Here is a 16,198-nt window from a genome sequence, read left to right on the forward strand (position 1 = left end):
TATGGCGCGAATCAACTCATCAAGCGCCAGAGCTCCGCCAAGGACTAGTAGGTTTAACCTACTAGTCCCTAGCGACTTTAGCAAAGCCAGTCAAGGCAGTTGGCATTGGTGCGACGAAAGGCTACTATATTAATAGAAGCTAAATGAAATTCGAGGAACGAGCATGAAAACCTTTGGGATCGTCGCGCATGTGGATGCCGGCAAAACCACGTTATCAGAAGCGCTACTATATCAAAGCGGGCAGTTGCGCACATTAGGCCGCGTGGACAATCAAGATACGTTTTTGGATCCAGATGCCTTAGAACAAGCCCGCGGGATCACGATATTTTCCCATGCGGCGCAATTTAACTTAGGCGACAAGCCAGCGACGTTGCTGGACACCCCAGGGCATTTGGATTTTGCCGCGCAAGTGGAGCAAGTGTTGGATGCATTGGACTATGCCATTTTGGTGGTGGCAGGCAATGCACCGCTTTCTGGACACACGCGCACTTTGTGGAATTTATTGCAGCGCTACGGCGTGCCGACATTTATTTTTGTCAACAAAATGGATGCCATCGGCGCCGATGCCAAGCAAACCTTAGCGAGTTTGCAAGCGGATCTGGATGCTGGGTGTTTGCCACTTGCGCACTTAGATGATGACGCCAAAGAAGCCATCGCTGTGTTAGATGATGACGTGTTGCAACAGTATTTGGAATCCGGCGAGTTGACCACGGCAACGATCCAACAATTGATCGCCAAGCGTCAACTGTTTCCGGTATATTTTGGCGCGGCGTTGAAACTTGATGGGGTTTCAGCTTTGCTTGACGGATTAGCCACTTACACCAAAGAATCGCCAGTGTTGCCAAAATTTGCCGCGCGCGTGTTTAAGATCACGCATGATCAAGGCGTGCGCTTGTCGTGGTTGCGGGTGTTAGGAGGTAGCTTGGCGCCCAAGCAAATGCTTGGCGACGAACAGATCAACCAGTTGCGCGTCTATAACGGCACCAAGTACACCGTTGCTGAAAAGATCCATGCCAGTGAGGTGTGCGCCATCCCCAATCTTCAACAAACGCATGCCGGCATGGGCTTAGGCGCCTTGGCTGACGCGCCAAAGCCGATTTTACAGCCGGTGTTAAGTTATGCTTTGGATCCGCTTGATGAAGATCTGCATGCGTGTTTGCAAGCTATGGAAGAATTAGGCGACGAAGATCCGCAACTGCAAGTGACTTGGTCCAAGACCCTTCAAGAAATTCGGTTGCAAGTGATGGGGCCGATCCAAGTGGAAATTTTGACCGCCTTGTTGCATGACCGCTTTGGCTTGACGGTCAAGTTCGTGGCTGGCGGCGTGTTGTACCGTGAAACAGTGGCTCAAGTCGTTGAAGGCGTGGGGCATTTTGAACCGTTGCGCCATTATGCTGAAGTGCATTTGCGCATCGCGCCAGGCAAAAGCGGCAGTGGGTTGGTGTTTGATAGTGCTTGCTCGCCTGATGTGTTGACCCAAAATTTCCAACACCAGATCTTAACGGCGTTGCAAGCCAAAACCCAACTTGGCGTGCTCATCGGCGCGCCGTTGACCGATGTGCATGTGACCTTGATCTCCGGGCGCGCCAGCGTGAAGCATTCAGTTGGCGGTGATTTTCGTCAAGCGGCGTGGCGGGCGTTGCGCCAAGGGTTGATGATGTTACGAAAGGCTAAGGATGTGTTGCTGGAGCCTTGGTATCGCTTCGAATTGGTCGTGCCGACTGAAAGCATTGGCCGAGCGATGACCGACATTCAGCGCATGCAAGGCGAATTTGGCCAACCTGAACAAACTGGGGCGTTCACCCGCTTGACTGGCAGCGCCCCAGTTAGCGAAATGCAAGATTATGCCACCCAATTACGCAGTTACGCCCATGGCTCAGGCCAATTGAGTTTGGTGCCTGACGGTTATCGGCCTGCGCATGACGCTGATGCGGTGATCAAAGCGCGCGCCTATGTGCCAACGGCGGATCTTGAAAATACGCCAGATTCCGTATTTTGTGCCCATGGTGCCGGCTACCCAGTGGCTTGGGATGACGTGCCGGACATGGCGCATGTGCCATATTTAGCCACAGACGTTTTGGTACGATCCAATTGAGGTGCACGCCTTAATGAATGATCACGAAAAATCCACCTACAGAATGTCTGCAGGCGGATTTTTTTAACGATTTTCACGCGCTAAGATCACCGTGATCACCAACGCCGCCCCGGCAAAAAAGGCGCCGCCAAATGGCGTTGCGACCAGATCAAATCTATCGAGTAATTTGCCGCCAAGGCTGCTGGCCAAAACGATCCCGACATTAAAAGCAGCGATATTCAGCGCCGACGCCAACGCCGCATCTTCTGGGTGACTGGCTTCTGCCGCTTGCATGGTAAACAGCTGCAAGCCAGGGACATTCATGAAGGCAAACAAGCCCATCAAACCAAGTAAGATCAACGCACTGATCAGATGGTGCAACCCCCAAGGCATCAACAACATGATCAACAGATCAGCGCCAAACATCCACGCTAAGGCTGGCAGCGGCCGATGATTAGCCCACTTGCCGCCTAAGGTGTTGCCAATCGCCACGGCGATGCCATAGCCCAGCAACAACAAAACGCGATGATTGGCATCAAAGCCTAACTGGGCAAGTATCCCCGAAATATAGGTATAAACTGGGAAGCTGGCGCCGTAGCCTAATGCAGTGATCACCAACCCGGCAACAACATGCCGGTCGGTCAATAGCCGCTTAAAGGCGCCAGGTGCTGGACTGATTGGTTGAGGCAAGGCTTTTGGCACCAATGCCCAATTGGCCAACAACGCCAACAATCCGAACCCAGCAATGACAAGAAAAGCGACGCGCCAGCTGGCAATTTGCGCGATCATTGTACCTAAAGGGACACCGGTTACCGTCGCGACCGTCAATCCGGTAAACATGGTGGCAATGGCACTCGCGCGACGATTTTTGGCGACGACAGATGCGGCGATCACCGTGGCTGTGGCCATAAATACGCCATGAGCGAATGCGGCGATCACGCGTCCAGCTAACATTAAAGTAAAACTTGGTGCGGTGGCCGTCACCACATTACCAATAATGAACAAGCTCATCACGTTGAATAATAATTTTTTGCGCGGAATGCCAGCAGTGATCGCCGTCAACAAAGGCGCGCCGATCATGATCCCCGCGGCATACACCGAAACTGTTAAGCCTGCAGTGCTTAATTTGATGCCAAAAGCCGTCACGAGCATTGGCATCACACCCACCGCGATAAATTCCGTGATCCCGATGGCGAAAGCCGAAATGGCCAAAGCAATCAGCGTCCAGGTGGCGGTGCGGTTCGAAAAAGTTGTGGTTTCCATGGAAAGTCCTCCAGTCGATTTGCTTACGAAAAAATAGTATACTTGAGCAGTTGGAAAAAACCAGTACGCACTATTTAGTGCATTAAGCACCAAAAAGTACCTATGGAGGACAGATGGAAATTTATAATATTGGCGTTGAAGCCACGATGCAAGTGATCGGAGGCAAATGGAAGGCGATCATTTTGTGTCATCTGAAAAATCAAACCATGCGTAGCAGTGAATTACGTCGCGCGATCCCGCAGATCACCCAAAAGATGCTCACCCAACAACTGCGTGAGCTGGAAGCTGATGGCATCGTCGCCCGGCATATTTATCAACAAGTGCCACCTCGCGTCGATTATTGTTTGACCAAACGTGGTCAAAGTTTAAATGGAATCTTACTGGCGATGTGTACTTGGGGCGAACAAAATATCGCTGAGCGCCAAGCTTGTGGTGAAGACATCAAATTGATCCATCGTGATGAAGTGCTTGGCATTCCTGAAAAATAGCGCTTGTCCTTCGTTTACAGCTCATCACCGTCCTACCTGCGTGCTATAATCAAGCCAAAAACAGGTGAAGATGATGAAAAAGTACCGAGCGTGGATCTGGGGAATGGTGTTATTAAGTGTGGGCCTCACCATTGCCTTGATGCTGATCAGCCCGCAAGTGATCGTGATGCATTTTAACGCCAGTGGCGCAGCGGATAGTTGGGCCAGTCGTTGGGGGTTGTGGCTGGCGCCAGTGATCTTAGCGGCGATGGCAGGGTTATGTGATCGCATCGCTTGGCATCAGCGCAATCAGGCTGGTTTAACCCATATTCCTGTGGTGTTAGTTGGCGAATGGCGTAATGTGTTGTTGCTAGGGGTCGCGTTTTTGGTTCTGGGGTTCTTGCAGTTGAAACAAATCGGCTGGTAAGACACATGGCTTGACAATCAGCCATTGTCTTCAATACACCAAACAGCGGCCATCGAAATTTCTTCGATGGCCGCTGTTTGGCGTATTCGCCATTATTTGTGGCGAGTTGATTTGACAAAATGGTCATGCGCTAACACTTGTTGAAGGGTCGCGCGCGTGATGGCGTCATTTTGCCGTTGCGTTTGTTTTTTCCGAGCAGCATTAGATTGATGTTTATTCTTCTTGACCAAGCGCGTCGCCTTCTTTCATGGCTATCATACCATATCGAAGATCTCGGGGTAAAAGGCAGCGGCTGGTGCGTGCAAAGGTCAGCGGCGTTTTGTTATAATAAAGATAAGGAGAGGTGAAGACCATGGAACAGACGCAAAAACTTACGGGCTACGTCTGGCACGATTTGAACCAACCGACGACGCTTGAATTGGAGAATTTAGCGCAACGCTATCAACTACCGCAACGGATGATCGCCGCGACGCAAGACAAACATGAACAACCACGCTTAGATACCAGTGAAGCAGACATGACGCTATTGGTGTTGCGTTTGCCAGAAGCTTTTGACAGCGAAACGGGTGTGGCGACGTATCACACCGTCCCGATCTCATTGGTGATCGGCAACAACTGGCTGGTTTCGGTGAATTTGGCAAAAGCTGCCGATCGCCGCTTGCATGCGACCTTAGTCAGCGCCGCTGATGCCCAACAAGCCGCGATGGCAGTGCTCACTTGGGCAGTGGCGCAATATGATCATGTCTTAGATGATCTCAGCGTCCGAGTGCAAGACATGGAAGGGCGCGTGGCTGAGGCATCGCACAATCGCTTGTTATACGAAGTGATGGCCTTAGAAAAAGCGCTGGTGCATCTCACTGGTGCGTTAGGCGCCTATCAAAACCTTTGCCAGCAGTTAGCCGACTCCAACTGGCAAGCCCAACTGCCGATCGCCATCAGTGAATTGACAGTGGCGGTTTCGCAAGTGCTTGGGGTGGCTGAAGAAACAGAAGAGATCTTAGATCAATATAACACCGCAATTTCTTCAGTGATCGGCAATAACTTGAACTTGATCATGAAATTCTTGTCTAGCGTGGCGATCATTGTCGCCATTCCCCCGATCATCAGCGGGATTTTTGGCCAAAACACCTGGCTGCCTTGGCAAAAGCCGATTTACGGTTTTTGGGTGACACTGGCTTTGAGTTTGGTTTTGAGTGTGTCAGTGGCATGGTGGCTACGCAAAAAGCGTTATTTGTAACTTTAAAAGTCGGCTGAAAACAGTCGACTTTTTTGTCGGCACTCGCTACCGCCACAAGTCAACTGCAGAAAACACCAACAATGCCGCGACGATGCCGTTGATCAAGCGATAGTGTTGGTGATAAAAGCGATTGATCAGCTGGCCGCCGCCAGTCCAAGCAAACGTCCCCAATGACCCAATGGCGACCATCACCAATAGTCGCACCGGAATGGCCCCCATAATGCCAGGTAAGGTGAAGGCGCCTAAGCCGGTAATAAAATATAAATAGCATTTGATATTGGTGAATTGCAACAACAAGCCGGTGGTGAAACTGTCAGAGTCCGCGCCATCATCGCTTGGGTGGCTGACGGCGACATGATAAGCCAGATACAACAAGTAGGCGGCACCGATGACTTTCATCACGGTGATAAACGTTGGGGTATGTTGCAACCAGTCGGCAAAAATCGCCGCGACGATGCCGATGATCGCCATGCCACAGGCCATGCCCAGATTCAAGCGAATGCTACGAGGCAAGCCGCGGGTTTGTCCTGAAACCATGGCCATGATCGTGTTTGGACCTGGGGTGAATGACATAATGAAAACAAAAGTTAAAAATACGAGCATGAGCAACCTCCAACATTCATTGCCTATGCAATGAGTTAATAGGCCGATTGTAGTCGTAATTGATTGCAAATGCAATGACTTTTGCTGTTAATCGCCTGCTTTTGCCGGTATAATCAAAGTGAGGTGAGCTTATGTTTGATGTGATCCGTGAGATCGGCGCGATCACGCGCTTGATCCAAACCAAAAGCAATGCAGAATTTCGCAGCATCGGCTTAGACAATAATGCCTTCATCTATGTGATCCGCGCTTGTGAGCAGCCGGGGATGTTTATGGGGGAGCTGGCAGATTCCGTGCAAATCGATCGCACCACCGCTTTTCGCACGCTGCAAAAAATGGTGACTGCCGGCTGGTTTGAATTGCGCCCAGACGCCAAGGACAAACGTTTGCGCCGGGTATATCCAACGGCTAAAGCCACCGCACTTTACCCGCGGTTGCATGCGTTTGAACAGGCGCGATCGGCGCATTTGCTCAGCGGCTTAACGCCTGTTGAACGCGAACAATTGACGCGCTTGATCAAAAAGCTTAAAACCGAGTCCTAGGCACTTGCGGACTCAAAATTGGCCTCACCACGTTTAACTTGATCGCGTGGTGAGGCCGATTTTCATGCTGGGTCGCTGACCGGGTAGTTAGCCGGCTAAGTATCTCGCGCTGGTTTGCATCGTGGCTTGATGAATAGTCAACAAGGTAGCTTGCGCCAATGAGGCATCGACATCAGGTTGCGTCAACCAACTGGCAATAAAGCCTGCGATCGCCGAGGCCAAATAGGCGGTATTTAAATGATTGATCGCCGTATCGGCCAAAGTGGAGAAACTTTTGGTTTGATTTAAGATCTTGGTCGCAATCACATCGGCCAATTGCTTTTGAAAGCTGCCGTCATCTTTGGCCAACAATACGCGCAACGTGGCTTGCTGCGCGGTGACCCCAGTGATGATGTTGGCCACGTATTGTTGTTGGGTATGGACTGAAATCGGCGCGATCGGGCTTCCCACTGGACGAAAGGCACCAGAAACGTCATCCAGCACCGAGCCGACGATTGCATGTTCTAGCGCCTGAAGGTCTGGATAATGCTGATAAAAGGTGTTGCGGGCACATTGCGCCAAGGTACAAAGCTTGCGCACCGTGATCGATCGACAGTCGCTTTGGTCTAACAGTAACAAGTACGCGTGTTTCAGATTGGCTTCAGTTTTGCGATAACGCAAATCGTTTTTATTCATTTTTTTCACCTTATCGGACATTATACCCGTTAAGTGACACTTAACGCACAAAACACCTTGTTTTGCCAATTGAAGTCAGTGGTGGCGCTTTGTATAGTGAAGCCAGATAATGGAAAGCGAGGTTTCATCATGAATCGAGTCGCATCAATTTTAAAGATCAAATACCCCTTCATTCAAGGCGCCATGTCTTGGCTGACGGATGCTAAGTTCGTCGCCGCCGTCAGCAATGCTGGCGGGTTAGGCATTCTGGGACCAAACGCCGGCCAACACACCGTCACCACCAGCGCGGAAGAAACTGCTGAGCGTATGCGACGGCAGATCAAGCAAACCCAGGAGCTGACTGATAGGCCTTTTGCCGTCACGTTGATTGTGGCAGGTGGTGACACCTCGATCTTCACGAAAAAGATCTTAGATGTGGTGATCGCCGAACATGTACCAGCGGTGTTATTGAACTCACTAGGCGGGGTATCCAGTGACACTTATGGCGTCGATCCCGCCACCATGAAGACCTTAAAAGCTCACGGCATCAAAACCGTCGTCCGCTCACTTCAGCCCTCCATCAAAGACGCGCAAGCCGTTGAAGCCCAAGGTGCAGATATTTATGTCGCCACTGGCTTTGACGAAGGTGGCACCATGCCAGGCGGCGAGATCGGCTCATTTGCCATAATGCCGATGATCGCCGACGCAGTGAAAATTCCGGTGCTGTTAGCTGGTGGGATCGCGGATCGGCGCACCGTTAATGCTGCTTTTGCCTTAGGGGCCCAAGGGGTGTATGTGGGTTCACGGTTGATCCCAACCGTCGAAAACCCAGCAGCGCAAAACGTCAAGCAACTGATCGTGGATTCTACGGCAGAAGATCTGGTCTTGTTCCGCACGCTACCTGATTATTATCGCTCATTACCCACCAAGTTAGTCGATCAGTTGATCAAAAATGATCAAACGCTGCCTGCGCCTGAGGCCAAGCAAATCAATGCCAAGTTGATGGGTGGTACCAGTGGCATGCGCTTGGGCATGCTTGAAGGCGACTTTGACCACGGCTATGTGTCAGTCGGTACTGGCATTTCGATGATCCATGCCATTGAACCCGTGCAAACGGTGATCCAAGACCTGATGCAAGATCAATTGGATGACCCACAATAACCACTTAGATGAACGACATTGACGAAACCGATCGTCAGTGTCGTTTTTTGTGCCTGGCAAAAATCACGGTTCAATTCGTGTTATCCTATTGGGTGGGATCAAAGGAGGATCACGATGCACAAAAAAGGAATTTGGGCGATCACCGCGACGATCGGGGTACTGGTGATCATCGGCGGTGTTTGGCTTGGATACCGCCGCATGCATGTGCCAGTTGATGGCACCAATACCAAAGCGGCGATGACGACGCAAAAGCAATTTTATCACCAGCTCACGACGCAATATCCGCAACTGAAACCAGCCATCGATCATGATGCCAAACCAGATACTTATGTCATTCCAGGCTTGTTGAAAACCAAAACATTGACGCACTCAGGTGGCCAAGTTGGCATTAGCACCACCATGGATCCGCAAGGCTTGGCGATCACGCCTGAATATGTGGTGATCTCAGCATACAGTCGCGATAAGCGGTACCACTCGGTGATGTATTTCTTGAATAAACATACTGGGCGCATGGTCAAAGAATTGGTGTTTCCAGGCCGCAGTCATGCTGGTGGGCTGGCTTATGATCCCATTAGCAAGCGCTTGTGGGTCACCACTGAAACTGCTCAAAAAGCCGCGTCGCTTTCAGCATATGATGAAAGCACGTGGCGCCAGGCCAACTTTGCCAAGCACCATCAAGCGACCAAGTTCGATCATGTGCAGGCCATGCCCAATGTCAAGCGGGCGTCATTTATCACGTATCACAACAATGCGTTGTATCTAGGCTTTTTTGACCGCAACGCCCAAGGCAATTTCTTGGCGCTACCCATGAGCAAACACGGCATGCCAACGAGCAGCGGTGGGCATAACGTGGTGTTGCGCGGGGATAATCATCCTGGGCATTACAGCACTTCCAAGCGCCTGCAAGGGGCGACATTTTATCATGGTGAGCTGTTATTTTCGCAATCATATGGCGCCAACCCATCACATTTGTTGGCATTTGACAACGATGGCCAACGCACCTGGCTAGATTTTGATGGCGACGACACCATCAAGGACGTCGCCATGCCGCCTTACATGGAACAAATCGTCGCGGACGGCGAGGATCTGTATGTGTTGTTTGAGTCGGCTTCAGCCAAATATCGCAAAGCCGACTTGGAATTTCATGCCGATCGTGTGGTGAAGCTCGACTTGGGCCAATTATTGCACTAACAAACTAAGCGGCAAGGCTCATTGAACACATGAGTCTTGCCGCTTTGTCATCTGGAGATCAGTTTTGCGTTGAGCCAAAAGTGGCAAGTTTTGCTGGCAACATGTGGCGTAAACGGGTTTGCACCACTTGCGCATAAGGGGTGACCACCAACCAAAAGCCGCTGGCCAATAACATACTGCCGACCACATCGCTGGCGAAGTGATCGCGCAAATACACCCGAGCGATCGCCACTAATAGGACCCAAATCAGCCCAAGCACCACGGCGACTAATTTGACTTCTTGATCGTGCAGTCGCGGCAACCCCAACATCAATAAGGTAAATACCAATATTGCAGTGCAAAAGGTATGCCCGCTGGGGAAACTATACCCGGAATCAGCGACGAGCTGATGGATCGGCCGCGCGCGGGCGACCAGCTGTTTGCAAACTTCTGCGATCGCTGAGCCGAATAATTGGATCGCCTCGACCCAAATGGCCAACGCCAAGTCACGGCGATACCACAGCCATAAGCACAATAAGGCCGTGGCCCCTAGTACGATCGCGGGACTGCCTAACGTGGCAATGGCTTTGAAGATCAAGGTGTTGTGCGGCGTGATGGTTTGCGTGGCCAGCTTGGCAAAAGCCAGATCCGCGTTTTTCACCCAAAAAGCGTGCGTATGGACGCCAAAGGCCAAGCCGGTAAATAGGAGCAGTAAGATCAAGCCAAGGGTTTGTTGATATTTAGTCTTCATCAAGCACCCCGCCACGATTTTTCAGCGCTAAGATCGCCGCTGGGATCAATGAAATGGCGACGATGGCGATCATGATCAAAGAAAAATGGGCTTTCACTAAGGCAATGTTGCCAAAGAAATACCCAGCGCCTAATGCCACAGCCACCCAAGTGCAGCCGCCAAGCACGTTATACGGCACAAAATCTCGATAGCGCATGCGGCTGATGCCCGCAGTGAACGGGACAAAGGTGCGAATGATCGGCATGAAGCGCCCTAAGAAAATCGCCGCTTTGCCGTATTTGGCAAAAAAGCGTTGAGAGCGGGTGAGGTATTTTGGCTTGATCAAGTGGCTCAGCTTCTGGCTGCGCGTCAGATAGGCGCCAAAATGTTTGCCGATCTCGAAATTCAGCGCGTCGCCTAAAACCGCCGCCACAGCTAAAAGCATCAACAACAACCAAATGTTTAAGTGGTTTGGGTTTAACGCCGCCAGCGATCCGCATAAAAACAGCAGTGAATCTCCTGGTAAAAAAGGCAAGATCACCATGCCAGTTTCAACAAAGATCAAAGCGAACAAGCCCAAGTCGATCAAATTGCCGAACTGGCTGATGAGTTGCGGCAACAGCTGATCAAGATTTGGGATCAAAGTGGTGAGCAAAAGCACAGACATAAAAGCTCCTCCTTTAAGGATAATGTCATCAGCATACCCGCAATCTAGCAAGTAGCCTACTCATGAAAACTAAGTCAAATCTCAAGATTTTTCAGAAAAGCGCCGGCGAGTGCCTGTTTGCTGGTTGGCATTCTGAGCAAAATTCAGCTGGGGATGATCGGACCGGCTGAAAAAAATTTTTTGATCATCACCTTTGCTGGCATTTCGGTGATTGGCGTCAGGTCACATTCTAAGTTATAATTGATTTAGCAATTTCCAGTCGCGGCTTCTCACTTGGGGAGGCCGCCTTTTCATGAGCAACAACATAAGGAGAAACAAACATGGCAATCAACTGGTTGAACCAAGGCTGATTGGCAATGCTACTCATGGTGGGTATGGGATCTCTGATAAAGCTGAATGAAAATTAGCAAAAAAGCCCGTCAATTCGGGCTTTTTAATTGCTCGCAAATTTTATTGATAACTCGTGGGATGATTCGGCAGGGCATCGGTAGAGGCTGATTCTAAGCAATGCTTGGCAAATAAAATCAGTTTTTGCCCACGTTTTTGCCCACATATTTCGTTGAACAGTACCCGGGTATTTACTTGGACTTTGAATACTCACATGCCCATAATTCGCTGGCAATACTGAATTTGTTGGGTTCTTTGTTTCTCCGTCGTTGCGCAAGTTGTGCGAGCTATCTATAGATATTTCTGTATACCTTCTTGATTCGTGCTAGTGCTTGTCGTCGCCTCTTGTTCACCCCCTGGCTAGTTTTGCCGGTGCGGTTTCCGATTTCCACAGCGTTAAGTTCAGAATAGTAATACTGATACAACACCGTCTTATCAGCAGTTGAAAGGGTCGCAATGGCCGCTGCAAGATGCTCATTTTCGATGAAGGTTTCGAGATGTTCAACCTCGTCATCAGTTAAAAGAAAGTCTTCGGAATGTCCAGGATCGGCGATTTCTTCCAACAACCGTTCCTCAAGTGGCGTTTCTTTGAGGTCTTTAAAGTGTTTACGATAGAGGTTAATTCGTTCGTTACGAAGGACTTGTTGCATGTATCTGATGAACATTCGAGAGACCTCACGTTCGCGGCTCATGAATACAGCCTCCTTAGATTGACAGATAATTAGTTACACTTACGCAGGTCACAGGCCGAGGTTGAACATGGCGGTGAAACCAAAACGTTAAATTTAAATTAGGTAACTAATATCGTAGGAAGGCAAAAACCCATCAGCCAATATACATTGGCCAATGGGTTCAGGAGCGGTGTGAATCTGGTGAGAGTTCGCTAGATGTGTGCCGCAAATCGAATCGCTGTCAGCACAATGCCCGTTAATAAAGTGATCACGATTGCTAAGCCGATCAAGGCCGGGCTGATTGCAGCGATCCCCCAGCCAGTCAGTGCCAGTACCAGCGTCAACATACAGTTACCACCGATCGCTACTGCCACGGCACGACTGGGTCTGCTAGTCCAAAACGGCTTTTGGGTGCGGGTCATCAGGATCGTCAACATCGCGCTAAAAATCAGATAGACGTAAAGGCCGGTGCTGACTTGTCCAGTCGTTAGACCAAGCCGTTGCAACCAAGTCAGCCAACCGTAGCCGACCGCTGACCAGCCTATGGCCAAGATGCCAGCAATCTTGCTAAGTTTGGCCAGGTTCCAGCTTTCTGGCTGGTGGGTGATCGTCGTGCGGTCAGTGCCGAGCACAAGGGTCACACAATCATTCAGGATCGCGACCAGGATCATCGCGTTTAAGGTCAGCGGAATGAAGTGGAGAATCAGATAACCTAATGTCAGCAGGAGTGTTAGCTCCGCGGTGCGTGAAAGCTTGGTGATCGTCCAGGTCATCATGCGTTGATAGACGCGGTGGCCGGCATCTAGTATCTCAATGATCGGGGTCAGGCCGTCTCCTAGCAATACCATGCGCGCCGAGCGCTTGGCGAGGTCAACGGCACTGTCAACGGCGATACCAACGTCGGCTTGTTTCAAGGCGGGGGCGTCGTTGACCCCGTCGCCGGTCATACCGACCACATAGCCTTCACCTTGTAGACGCTTGGCCATCGCCAATTTGTCTTCTGGGGTCACGTCGGCGATGCCTGCGAGGTCTGCAATTTTGGTCCCGACATTAACCTCGGTGTACGAGCGCACCTCACCGTTTAGCCCAACTGCTTGGGCAATCGCGGCGGCAGTTTTTTGGTTATCGCCAGTCAGCATGATTACTTTGACGCCGCGTGCCTGCAGAGCCTTGATGGCAGTTGCGGAATCTGCCCGAGGTTGGTCTTGGAGTACGAATAGACCGACTAGCTGTGAATCAACGACCACGGCTGCCGTACGGCCTTCGGCGAAGTTGACCGCCGTTAGGTCTGGGTGATTGGTGGCCAGCGCCGTCAACTTCTTCAGTGCGCCGAGTTTCACGTTGACGGTGGCACTATCGGTGACCACAGTGGCTTGGGAGTAGCCGATACCGGAGGTGAACGGCGTGAATTCATGCTGAGGCCAGGCCTTAATGTTGTGTGATTGGGCATAGTTGAATAGCGCCGCGTCGATCACGCTGGCATTGCGCGTATCTGCTGCACTGATCGCCAGTTGGGTCACGTCGGCGTCTGGGAGCGTTGACCAGTTGTAGAAGGCCACCACAGCGGGTTTGTTGGCAGTGATCGTGCCGGTTTTATCCACGAGTAGCACATTCATATTGGCAGCTTCCTGAATCCCGGTGAGGTCGGAAACTAAGACGTGCTTGGTACTCAAGACCTTGGCTTCGACCGAGTTAGCAACGGCAAAACTCGATGGCATGGCGATTGGGATCGTTGCGATGAACAGCATTGCCAGAAACGGTAGCATGGCGACCAAGTCTTCATGGCGGACAATGGCCACGATGATCAACAGCACGGCCAACACCGCATCGAGTGCTGCTAGATAGCCGATGATTTTGCCCAAGAGCTTCTGCAAATGGCCCGGCGCCGAGCTTTGGTTGATCAGGCTGATTGTTTTGCCGCTGCGGCTATTAGCACCGGTGGCGGTGACGATCGCTAAGGCATTGCCGGAGAGGACTTCGGTGCCGGCATAGGCGGTATCACCAGGGGTGCGGTTGACAGCCTTGGCTTCGCCTGTGATACTGCTTTCGTTGACTTCCAGCGTGTCCGTCAGCAGACGCACGTCGGCGGGGATAATGTCCCCTTGGCGTAGGCTGATGAGGTCATCAACGACTAAGTGCTTGGCTGACACCTGTTTCCACTTGCCATCGCGGCTGACCGCGGTGGTCGGCGATAAGTCATGTGATAGGCTGCGTAAGACCGTGTTGGCGCGGCGAGATTGAATCGCGCCATTGACCGCGGCAAAGAGCAACATTAGCACGATGAACCCGGCTTGGATGCCCTTGCCTAACACGATTTCAATGATCAGCGCCGCTTCGAGTATCCACGCGCTAGGCTCCCACAGGCGAGTGATAATGGCCGTGGCAAAGTTGAAGGGGGGTTCGGCCACTTCGTTGAAGCCATCACGGGCCAGTCGCCGGTCAGCTTCGTCTTGGGCGAGGCCGTTTAGATCGTTTTTTTCGGTCATAGTAGACACCAGCTTTCTGCAAGATAACAAACGGCCGCGCACATATTCGTGCTCGGCCGTTTGGTCAATGCTGATCAGTCGAAGTCGACTGAATCAGGGAAGTGGGCTAAGCGCGTGCCGTCAGCGCCGAGTTCTTCTTCGATCCGCAACAGTTGGTTGTATTTCTCCACACGCTCGGAACGGGCCGGGGCGCCGGACTTGAGTTGCGCAGCGTTCGTGGCGACGGTAAAGTCAGCGACAAAGGTGTCGCCGGTTTCACCAGAACGGTGTGACATCATGGTAGTGTAGCCGTTCTTGCGCGCTAAGCGGATTGCTTCCAGTGTTTCGGTGACCGTGCCGATCTGGTTAAGTTTGATCAAGATACTGTTGGCCATGCCTTGTTTGATGGCGTCTTTGATCAAGGCTGGGTTAGTGCAGACCGGATCGTCTGCGACTAGTTGCACGCGGTCGCCGTACTTCTTGGTGAAGTCAGCGAAGTGGCCCCAGTCTTCTTCCCCATAAGGATCTTCGATGGAGATGATCTCTGGAAACTTGTCCAGCAGGTGAATGTAGTATTCGCCTAATTCGGCAGGCGTGTAGGTTTTGCCTTCAAAGTCATAGTTCTTGGTGTCGCGGTTGTAGAAGTACGATGCCGCCGCGTCAAAGGCGATGGCGATTTCCTTGCCAGGCGTGTAGCCTGCCTTGATGATGGCGTCATGCAGCATCTGCAAGGCGTCTTCGGAGTTCTTGAGGTCAGGCGCAAAGCCCCCTTCATCGCCGAGGCCCGTGGTGTAGCCGGCTTCTTCGATCACCTTCTTCAAGGTGTGGTAGGTGTTGGCGATTTTCTCGAAGCCATCACGGAAGCTGGAACGATCGACTGGGGTGATCATGAATTCCTGAATATCGATGCCGTTGTCGGCGTGCTCACCACCGTTGATCACGTTGTGGAACGTTTGTGGAAGCTCCAAGTCGGTGCCGCCGAGGTAGCGATACAGCGGTGTGTGCAAGGCGTTGGCTGCTGCACGGGCAGTGGCCATTGACACCCCTAAGATCGCATTAGCCCCTAGGCGTGCCTTGTTAGGTGTGCCGTCTAAGTCGATCATCAGCTGGTCGATGTGGGCTTGGTTGAAGGGGTCGGCACCGTGCAAAGCCTTGTTGATCTCGGTATTGACGTTGGCCACGGCCTTTGAGACGCCTTTGCCTTGGAGCCGGTCGCCGCCGTCGCGCAACTCGACGGCTTCTTTTTCGCCGGTCGATGCACCAGATGGTACCTCCGCGCGGCCGAGCGTACCGTCCGACAGAATAACATCGGCCTCAACAGTTGGGTTGCCGCGGGAATCGAAGATCTCGCGCGACTTCACAGATTCAATCACTACTGACATAATTGTGCTCCTTCCGGTAAAAAAAGATGGCGTCTACTGCACGCAAAATCTGTGCAGTAGACGTCATCAAATTGATTTACCAATTAGTTTTAGTGGCGAACGTCATCGCCGATTAACTTTTAACACCCAAAGCATACTCCCTTACGAAATTTTGCGCAAGCCAGACCGACAAATTGTATGTGTCAAGTTTTTCTCGGTTCCAGTAAATTGAGTTCCAAATGATAGGTTCTATCCGACCTGATTAAGTGACGCTGCCAATTTGGCCAACCCTGAGCTTGCTACACCTTGAGTGGAGATGACT

At 51.5% G+C, this 16,198-nt stretch carries 15 protein-coding genes and 1 riboswitch; of the genes, 7 read left to right on the plus strand and 8 right to left on the minus strand.

What is annotated here, in order from left to right:
* Positions 1 to 163 precede the first annotated feature (163 nt).
* Entirely contained in the window at positions 164 to 2,095 is a 1,932-nt protein-coding gene (locus ACKTSG_RS08030; protein WP_407893667.1) for a GTP-binding protein, read from the plus strand.
* A 63-nt stretch (positions 2,096 to 2,158) separates the two neighbouring features.
* On the opposite strand, the gene ACKTSG_RS08035 is transcribed toward ACKTSG_RS08030, so the two are convergent.
* A complete protein-coding gene (locus tag ACKTSG_RS08035) occupies positions 2,159 to 3,337 on the minus strand; it encodes an MFS transporter (RefSeq protein WP_407893669.1) in 1,179 nt (392 codons plus the stop codon).
* A gap of 113 nt (positions 3,338 to 3,450) precedes the next feature.
* Between ACKTSG_RS08035 and ACKTSG_RS08040 the strand changes: the two genes are divergently transcribed.
* The 3 genes from ACKTSG_RS08040 to ACKTSG_RS08050 all read left to right on the plus strand — a co-directional run bounded on the left by ACKTSG_RS08040 (position 3,451) and on the right by ACKTSG_RS08050 (position 5,468).
* The gene (locus ACKTSG_RS08040) at positions 3,451 to 3,825 is read left to right on the plus strand and encodes a winged helix-turn-helix transcriptional regulator (protein WP_407893671.1); all 375 of its coding nucleotides are present in this window, start codon (positions 3,451 to 3,453) and stop codon (positions 3,823 to 3,825) included.
* Positions 3,826 to 3,895: 70 nt separating this feature from the next.
* Positions 3,896 to 4,231: a DUF1648 domain-containing protein gene (locus ACKTSG_RS08045; RefSeq protein WP_407893673.1), complete on the plus strand. Its 336-nt coding sequence runs from the start codon at positions 3,896 to 3,898 to the stop codon at positions 4,229 to 4,231.
* Positions 4,232 to 4,583: 352 nt separating this feature from the next.
* Complete coding sequence (locus ACKTSG_RS08050) at positions 4,584 to 5,468, plus strand: CorA family divalent cation transporter (protein WP_407893675.1); 885 nt, start codon at positions 4,584 to 4,586, stop codon at positions 5,466 to 5,468.
* 45 nt (positions 5,469 to 5,513) lie between these two features.
* On the opposite strand, the gene ACKTSG_RS08055 is transcribed toward ACKTSG_RS08050, so the two are convergent.
* Positions 5,514 to 6,071 carry a LysE family transporter gene (locus tag ACKTSG_RS08055; protein WP_407893677.1) on the minus strand — a complete coding sequence of 186 codons (558 nt, stop codon included), beginning with the start codon at positions 6,069 to 6,071 and terminating at the stop codon, positions 5,514 to 5,516.
* Between the two features lie 131 nt (positions 6,072 to 6,202).
* Between ACKTSG_RS08055 and ACKTSG_RS08060 the strand changes: the two genes are divergently transcribed.
* The gene (locus ACKTSG_RS08060) at positions 6,203 to 6,610 is read left to right on the plus strand and encodes a MarR family winged helix-turn-helix transcriptional regulator (protein WP_407893679.1); all 408 of its coding nucleotides are present in this window, start codon (positions 6,203 to 6,205) and stop codon (positions 6,608 to 6,610) included.
* Between the two features lie 87 nt (positions 6,611 to 6,697).
* On the opposite strand, the gene ACKTSG_RS08065 is transcribed toward ACKTSG_RS08060, so the two are convergent.
* The gene (locus ACKTSG_RS08065) at positions 6,698 to 7,285 is read right to left on the minus strand and encodes a hypothetical protein (RefSeq protein ID WP_407893681.1); all 588 of its coding nucleotides are present in this window, start codon (positions 7,283 to 7,285) and stop codon (positions 6,698 to 6,700) included.
* Positions 7,286 to 7,414: 129 nt separating this feature from the next.
* Between ACKTSG_RS08065 and ACKTSG_RS08070 the strand changes: the two genes are divergently transcribed.
* Positions 7,415 to 8,425 (plus strand): NAD(P)H-dependent flavin oxidoreductase, encoded by a 1,011-nt coding sequence (locus ACKTSG_RS08070; protein ID WP_407893683.1) that lies wholly within the window; start codon positions 7,415 to 7,417, stop codon positions 8,423 to 8,425.
* A gap of 114 nt (positions 8,426 to 8,539) precedes the next feature.
* Positions 8,540 to 9,616 (plus strand): hypothetical protein, encoded by a 1,077-nt coding sequence (locus ACKTSG_RS08075; protein WP_407893685.1) that lies wholly within the window; start codon positions 8,540 to 8,542, stop codon positions 9,614 to 9,616.
* A gap of 58 nt (positions 9,617 to 9,674) precedes the next feature.
* Here the strand turns inward: ACKTSG_RS08075 and ACKTSG_RS08080 are convergent, their stop codons facing one another.
* From ACKTSG_RS08080 to eno, 5 genes are all read right to left on the minus strand, one after another.
* On the minus strand, positions 9,675 to 10,346 hold the full coding sequence (locus ACKTSG_RS08080) for a phosphatase PAP2 family protein (RefSeq protein WP_407893687.1): 672 nt from the start codon (positions 10,344 to 10,346) through the stop codon (positions 9,675 to 9,677).
* Positions 10,336 to 10,992, minus strand: coding sequence for a VTT domain-containing protein (locus tag ACKTSG_RS08085; protein ID WP_407893689.1), 657 nt, complete (start codon positions 10,990 to 10,992; stop codon positions 10,336 to 10,338). Before ACKTSG_RS08085 ends, ACKTSG_RS08080 begins: the two co-directional genes overlap by 11 nt.
* A 674-nt stretch (positions 10,993 to 11,666) precedes the next feature.
* Positions 11,667 to 12,071: a sigma-70 family RNA polymerase sigma factor gene (locus ACKTSG_RS08090; RefSeq protein ID WP_024305590.1), complete on the minus strand. Its 405-nt coding sequence runs from the start codon at positions 12,069 to 12,071 to the stop codon at positions 11,667 to 11,669.
* A gap of 191 nt (positions 12,072 to 12,262) precedes the next feature.
* The gene (locus tag ACKTSG_RS08095) at positions 12,263 to 14,536 is read right to left on the minus strand and encodes an HAD-IC family P-type ATPase (RefSeq protein ID WP_407893691.1); all 2,274 of its coding nucleotides are present in this window, start codon (positions 14,534 to 14,536) and stop codon (positions 12,263 to 12,265) included.
* A 74-nt stretch (positions 14,537 to 14,610) separates the two neighbouring features.
* Positions 14,611 to 15,897: a phosphopyruvate hydratase gene (gene eno / locus ACKTSG_RS08100; RefSeq protein WP_024305592.1), complete on the minus strand. Its 1,287-nt coding sequence runs from the start codon at positions 15,895 to 15,897 to the stop codon at positions 14,611 to 14,613.
* Between the two features lie 50 nt (positions 15,898 to 15,947).
* Positions 15,948 to 16,016, minus strand: a riboswitch (Fluoride riboswitch).
* Positions 16,017 to 16,198 lie beyond the last annotated feature (182 nt).

Source organism: Lacticaseibacillus salsurae (assembly GCF_045862175.1).
Taxonomy (GTDB): Bacteria; Bacillota; Bacilli; order Lactobacillales; family Lactobacillaceae; genus Lacticaseibacillus; species Lacticaseibacillus salsurae.